The following is a 5460-nucleotide window of genomic DNA, read 5'->3' as shown; positions in this document are numbered from 1 at the left end:
AAGTACCTCAACACGACTTTTAAGTACCTCAACACGACTTTCAAGTACCTCAACACGACTTTCAAGTACCTCAACACGATGTTGAAGTACCTCAACACGACTTTCAAGTACCTCAACACGACTTTTAAGTACCTGTTGCTTATACCAAATTGCCTTTGGTTGTCATTTTTAACGCAATATTGAAAGAGATCGCTCAGACATCGAGATCAAAAGATTTGCGATCGCACTTGAATTACACTGGGTGCATCAGCTTGAGTCATTGCTAGCAGTGTACCAAAATCTAAGTCATGGGTGAAAACAATGTAGTCGTTTGTCAGTGCCCATGCCATGATTACTTTATCTGTAGACTGGAATTACCAATTGTTGACCAGTGGACAGCTTCAAAACCCGCACTTTCCAAGACTAGAACCCAGTCAGGAGAAAGATTCATATTAAGTAAAATTTTCATGCCCAAGCAAGGGGTACTTCAATTTCTTCTACCCGCCATGCAGCATAAGCTAAAGCTTCATAAATATCCTCACGTTCTAGGTATGGGTACGCTTTGAGAATATCTTCTGGGGTATGTCCTGCTGCCATTAAACCGACAATTGTTCCTACAGTAACACGCATACCTCGAATGCAAGGTTTGCCACCCATGATTTCTGGGTTGAATGTGATTCTTTTTAGTGGTTTCATAAAGTGATTACTTTAATTCTGCTAATAGGCGAATGGCTAATACTGCATCGCTGGGCATTTTTTCTACTGCTGACATAGGAACAGTAAAAACAGCGATAGAGTCACCTGCTGCATTAAATACTTCTAATACATAGCCATCTTCACCACCGCTTGGATGAGTCACATAATCAATTAGCATGGCGACATCACTCTGTTTGAGGTTGTATTCTGGGAAGTCTCGACACAGAGCAACGTACTCATATAGTTCCAATTTCATTATCATTAGTCCTTCTTTGGTTTCAAGGTAATAAAACGAAAGCTTCCGTCATGTTTTGATTCTAGGCAAACTGTAATAACTGCTAAATTTTGATCATTTACTCCTTGTAGGTTTCCCGCAATGGTGTAAAAAGTTCCATATTCATTAGTATTATCTTCTACAGCTTTATTGGTGGTGGCGAGTTGTCGAATCGCTGTCAATAAATCTTCTGGGTTATTTTGTGTAAATTCTGCTTAAGCTAAAAATTTTGATTTATCATCTTTGATACGGGGAACTAGAAGATAACGGGTAAGTTTTCTTCGGGAATGATGAGATTATCTGGAATTTTCACAATTTAGTTTTTATCTGATTATTTTTAATTGGTTAAGCTGCTATGTCCTCTGTGGTGATTTCTAGGTGTTCTACGTCGATTTCTCCTGAGATGAGTTTGGGAAGGAGTAAGTCACGGGTTTGCCGGAGGTTGGAGTTTTTCATTAGTAAATTTTTCATCTGCGAGAACATCGGAGAAGTTATTTTTATAAAAAGTTGCATAATTTCTTGAGCGGGTACTAAAAAATAAAAAATTCTTATTTTTTCTAAGCTTAAGTTATCTTGAGTAGTACCTCTAGAGACATTCTGCATTCTTAGTTTGATAACATCAATAGAGTATTTAATAAACTCTACACTTACCCTGTTAGAGTCAGCTACAAAGCCAACTATGCTATCTGGAAAACAAGCGGGGAATGTTAATATCGCTGTTTCCGCAATATTTGCAGCTATAGTAATCAATAGTGTTCCTGATTGCCAAATCTTACTTTGGGATAAACCTTTTTCGTTATATGTTTGACTGTAATCTGTAATGTATAAATAAGCTTCCTTAACTTCTCCGGTTTGAATGAAAGGATAATCACCTCCATATAAAGAAGGGTCATTTCTTGGACGATGTTTGGATTTACCTCTAGCAAGTAATCCAAGTTCTTCAAGCTTCTTCACTTCCCACCCTTCAGGGATTAAACCCAATTCAGAATCAACCATTTTGGTGTGTTCCTGACCAGGGAAGCGGAATTTGACAAACCACTCATGGTAGAGGGTTTGTGCCATTTCTTCTAATATTTTGATGCGTCTTGTGTTGTTTTCTATTAGGTCATCATACGCTGAGAGGATGGCAGCGATTTTCTTCTGCGTGGGGAGAGAGGGATAAGAAATAGGTAATTCATGAATATGATTTCTATTTAGAGTTGGATTGGCAGAACCACAATCATATTGTTCAAGGTGCAATGTTTGTAGAAAATAGTACGCAAAATTCTCATCATTACCATGAAAATCTTTAACCCATAACGTTGTATAGTTGCCCAAAAATTACTTTTAGCAAAGAAGACAGTACCAAGAGTTCCCTTTCTCCCAATCACTACCCCTGGAGCTTTTACCTTATATTCGTTATGTTTCCCACCCAATCCTGAGGAAAATATCACATCATATTCACCTGCTTGTAATTGTCTTTTGGTGATATCAAAACCTCTTTGAAAAGTTAGAAATTTGCCTAAATTTGTATTTTTCCATCCTTTTCTCAACAAAATACTCATATTAATCTGCTTAATCTGTAAACAAAGACTCTAAATCTCGATAATCACTCACCAGAGGCACAATCAGATTCCTCAGCAATTTTCCGAATTTTTTCTTGCAACCTAGCAAAAACAACTTCGCCATCAGTTACTTGTCCTTTAGCGATTTGTTCAGTTCCCACAGCAATTTTTTGGCGTAATTCTTCAATGCGCCGTTCTCTTTCTTGAAGCAACTTAAAAGCTTCATTTATCACATCTTCTGCACTTGCAAACCTACCAATTGCAAGTTGTGCTTGAATAAATTGCTCGATTTCTGGTTTCAATGTGATATTCATAACTATTACCTCAGCTAAAAAAAGTAATTTTCTAGGGTTTGTTATGCCGCCGACTAACGCACCATTATATATTTCTGGTGCGTTAAAGCTAAAGTTTATAACGTCCCCTACGAGATTGAAGTTTATTCCCTTACATCACAAACTAACCTTTTAAATAAAGATAGAGAAATAATAGTTGTATTTAATAAAGTTTGTGCTTCGTTAAAATCAGTATCACCTGTAATTAAAAAATCTGCCTCTGCTGCAATAGCACAAGCTAAAAACTTTGCATCTTTCCTATCTCTAGGAAAATCAACCTCCACATCCACATCTATTAGTGTTATCACAGAATCAATTAAATAAACCCATCTTTGGTGTTGTGCCTCAGTTAACTTTAAACGAGGACGCTTTAAAACCTCCTTATATTCTGCCAGTATCTCTGCCGATACAACCCACTCAAAATCAGAATTAGCAACCACAAATAAAATTACTGCCTCTGGATTTTTATCAGCTATAGCAGCAGAGACTAAAATATTTGTATCAATAATAACCTTCATTCTCCCTGCCTATAAGCTTCAATTTCTGCTGCTATCTCTTCATCAGTCAAGGGATGATCTGCGTGTGTCGTTTGTATTTCTTTGAATAACTTTTTTAATTCTGCTGCTAAAGTAGCCCTTTGATTATCCTCTGCTAAAATAATCACCTCAACTTTCTGTCCTGCTTGAAATGGTAAATCAGATAATACTACCTGCTTTGGATCTGTAATGGTGATGTAGGTTTTGTAAGCGTTCATGATTTATCCTGTTCTCAACTTTTATCTAACTTTGTTCTAACAATTTCGCCACATTCTCTGCAATTTTGTCCTCTAATTCCCTCGCTTCTAGATTCAAAACTTCCAATTCCTCATTCAACTCTTCCAACTTCCCCGTAAAATCAAAATCTTCCACTACTCGTTCCGCAACACCCACATAACGTCCAGGGTTTAAACTCCATCCCTGCGCTGCGATTTCTTCTAAAGTTGCTACCTTACAAAGTCCAGGTATATCAATATATTGCCCTTGGGGGAATTTCTCCGCCAGCAATGCTTGGCTACCATTGGTAGTCTCTACTGCTTCACCTCTGTACAATCTGACGATATTCGCTAAAAATTCAATCTGTTCTAGGGTAAACTCCCGATGGGCACGGTCAATTTGACGGTAAATGTGCCTAGCATCCAGAAATAATACCTTATCTCTGCGGATAGTATCTGCTTTCCCCTTATCCAAAAACCACAGAGTACAGGGTAAGGTAACAGTGTAGAAAAAATTAGAACCAACAGCGATCATCACATCCACTGCATGGGATTGGATAAGTTTCTGCCGAATCTCTAACTCTGTACCTCGCGCATCACTGGCAGAATTCGCCATGACAAATCCTGCCCTACCTGTTTCATTTAATGCACTCCAGAAAAAATGAATCCACAGGTAATTAGCATTATCTGCCTTGGGCATTCCAAATTTGCTAACACGCGGATCTCCTTTGATTTTTTCTTTGTCCACCTTATCGACATTAAAAGGTGGGTTTGCCATCACAAAGTCAAATTTCTCTACAGACTCGTGAATGTCTTCATAATAAGTATTGCTCTGGCGAATATCTCCTGCAAGTCCATGTACAGCTAAGTTCATCTTGCATAAGCGGACAGTTTCACCTACTTTCTCCTGTCCATAAATACTAATTTCTGTGCTGGGGTTCTTCTTGTGTCTTTCTACAAAAGATGCACTTTGAACAAACATACCACCACTTCCACAAGCAGGGTCATAAATTCGTCCATGATATGGTTCAATTACTTCTACAATTAATTTCACCACAGAAATAGGGGTAAAGAATTCTCCCCCTTTCTGTCCCTCAGTCATCGCAAATTTACCCAGGAAGTATTCATAAATCTTCCCGAAAGCATCACCTGATAAATCTGTGCCTAATTCGACTTTGTTAAAGTTTTTCAGCAAGTCAAATAACAAATCATTTTCGAGGCGATTATAAGTTTTGGGGAGAATATCTTTTAATTCTTCATTCTCTGCTTCAATGGCACGCATCGCATCATTGATTGCCTTGCCAATATCTGCTCCTCCTGGTAAGTTCAGCAGTGTGGAGAATCTGGTAGCATCAGGCAAATACATTACTCCCTTTGCTTGGTAGTCTGCTTTGGTAATTCCACGTCTTCTACTACCTGCATTTTTCAGTTCCTCTTCAGCATGGGTAAATTTCCAATCAGCGTAGCGGAGGAAGATTAACCCCAGTACCGGGATGGAATACTCACTGGACTTTAGCCTAGAGTTAGCGCGTAACTCATCTGCTGCTTCCCATAGGCGTTTTTCTAAATCAGTAGTGTTAGCAGGCATAGTCAGACATCAGATTACCAAATCTATCGATTATAAGATAGTTTGTGTTTGTGACAACTCGGTGAACTACGAATTTGAGCAGAAACCAGCAAGATGATCACCCTTGGACTGAAAATGGGCGATCGCCTTTTTTGATTTCAGGCAGAATATGTTCTGTGCGATGTCTACGACGGGCTAGCGCCTACGCAGTATGGATAAACTACTAGAGTATTCTGCGATCGCTATTTTAGTAATGACCCCTTTACCCGGATTTCTCACAAGCAGTAAAAAATCAATTTACATAACTTGATGTGAGA

10 protein-coding genes are annotated in these 5460 nt (G+C 38.5%); all 10 read right to left on the bottom strand.

The window, feature by feature from the left end; translation table 11 throughout:
• Nucleotides 1-206: 206 nt before the first annotated feature.
• Complete coding sequence (locus ACFE93_RS33850; RefSeq protein WP_375480387.1) at nucleotides 207-329, bottom strand: DUF5615 family PIN-like protein; 123 nt, start codon at nucleotides 327-329, stop codon at nucleotides 207-209.
• 2 nt (nucleotides 330-331) lie between these two features.
• Nucleotides 332-430 carry a hypothetical protein gene (locus ACFE93_RS33845; RefSeq protein ID WP_375480385.1) on the bottom strand — a complete coding sequence of 33 codons (99 nt, stop codon included), beginning with the start codon at nucleotides 428-430 and terminating at the stop codon, nucleotides 332-334.
• A 14-nt stretch (nucleotides 431-444) separates the two neighbouring features.
• Entirely contained in the window at nucleotides 445-675 is a 231-nt protein-coding gene (locus ACFE93_RS33840; RefSeq protein ID WP_375480383.1) for a DUF433 domain-containing protein, read from the bottom strand.
• Nucleotides 676-682: 7 nt separating this feature from the next.
• Nucleotides 683-931, bottom strand: a complete 249-nt coding sequence (locus tag ACFE93_RS33835) for a DUF4926 domain-containing protein (RefSeq protein ID WP_375480381.1) — start codon at nucleotides 929-931, stop codon at nucleotides 683-685.
• A 5-nt stretch (nucleotides 932-936) separates the two neighbouring features.
• Nucleotides 937-1131: a hypothetical protein gene (locus ACFE93_RS33830; protein ID WP_375480379.1), complete on the bottom strand. Its 195-nt coding sequence runs from the start codon at nucleotides 1129-1131 to the stop codon at nucleotides 937-939.
• Nucleotides 1132-1294: 163 nt separating this feature from the next.
• A complete protein-coding gene (locus tag ACFE93_RS33825) occupies nucleotides 1295-2266 on the bottom strand; it encodes a restriction endonuclease subunit S (RefSeq protein WP_375480377.1) in 972 nt (323 codons plus the stop codon).
• A gap of 271 nt (nucleotides 2267-2537) precedes the next feature.
• Entirely contained in the window at nucleotides 2538-2807 is a 270-nt protein-coding gene (locus ACFE93_RS33820) for a type II toxin-antitoxin system ParD family antitoxin (RefSeq protein ID WP_375480375.1), read from the bottom strand.
• Between the two features lie 122 nt (nucleotides 2808-2929).
• A complete protein-coding gene (locus ACFE93_RS33815; protein WP_375480373.1) occupies nucleotides 2930-3343 on the bottom strand; it encodes a putative toxin-antitoxin system toxin component, PIN family in 414 nt (137 codons plus the stop codon).
• Nucleotides 3340-3579: a hypothetical protein gene (locus tag ACFE93_RS33810; protein ID WP_375480371.1), complete on the bottom strand. Its 240-nt coding sequence runs from the start codon at nucleotides 3577-3579 to the stop codon at nucleotides 3340-3342. Before ACFE93_RS33810 ends, ACFE93_RS33815 begins: the two co-directional genes overlap by 4 nt.
• Nucleotides 3580-3604: 25 nt before the next feature.
• Nucleotides 3605-5164, bottom strand: a complete 1560-nt coding sequence (locus ACFE93_RS33805; protein ID WP_375480369.1) for an N-6 DNA methylase — start codon at nucleotides 5162-5164, stop codon at nucleotides 3605-3607.
• Nucleotides 5165-5460 lie beyond the last annotated feature (296 nt).

Source organism: uncultured Nostoc sp., assembly GCF_964247315.1.
Taxonomy (GTDB): Bacteria; Cyanobacteriota; Cyanobacteriia; order Cyanobacteriales; family Nostocaceae; genus Nostoc.
The sequence above is the reverse complement of the archived record's forward strand: the minus strand, read 5'-3'. Positions and strand labels throughout refer to the sequence as shown.